Genomic DNA, 603 nt, shown 5'->3' on the forward strand with positions numbered 1-603 from the left:
ACGCTGCTCGAAAGGGTCCTCAGTGGACTTCGCAAGCTCTAACGCGGCCGCCCCCAGCCGCGCGACCACCTCCGCCAAGATCGTCGTCGCAGGCGGATTCGGCGTGGGCAAGACGACGCTCGTCGGCGCGGTCTCCGAAATCAACCCCCTGCGCACCGAAGCCGTCATGACCAGCGCCTCCGCCGGCATCGACGACCTCAGCCACGTCTCCGGCAAGACGACCACCACCGTCGCCATGGACTTCGGCCGCATCACCCTCGACGAAGACCTCATCCTCTACCTCTTCGGCACCCCCGGACAGGACCGCTTCTGGTTCATGTGGGACGACCTCGTCCGCGGCGCCATCGGCGCCGTCGTCCTCGTCGACACCCGCCGCCTCGCCGACTGCTTCCCCGCCCTCGACTACTTCGAGAACAGCGGACTCCCCTTCGTCGTCGCCCTCAACGGCTTCGACGGACACCAACCCCACACCGGCGACGAAGTCCGCGAAGCACTCCAACTCAACGCCGACATCCCCATCGTCACCCTCGACGCCCGACGCCGGGACAGCGCCAAGAGCGCCCTCATCACCCTCGTCGAGCACGCCCTCCTCGCCCGCCTGCG

The 603-nt window shown here is 68.2% G+C and carries 1 protein-coding gene; it reads left to right on the forward strand.

The annotated features are described in order from the left end of the window. Positions 1-22: 22 nt before the first annotated feature. On the forward strand, positions 23-603 hold a 581-nt coding region (locus IEZ12_RS37385), incomplete at its 3' end, for a GTP-binding protein (RefSeq protein WP_100587917.1).

Origin of the sequence: Kitasatospora griseola, assembly GCF_014648555.1 — a bacterium.
Lineage (GTDB): Bacteria > Actinomycetota > Actinomycetes > Streptomycetales > Streptomycetaceae > Kitasatospora > Kitasatospora griseola.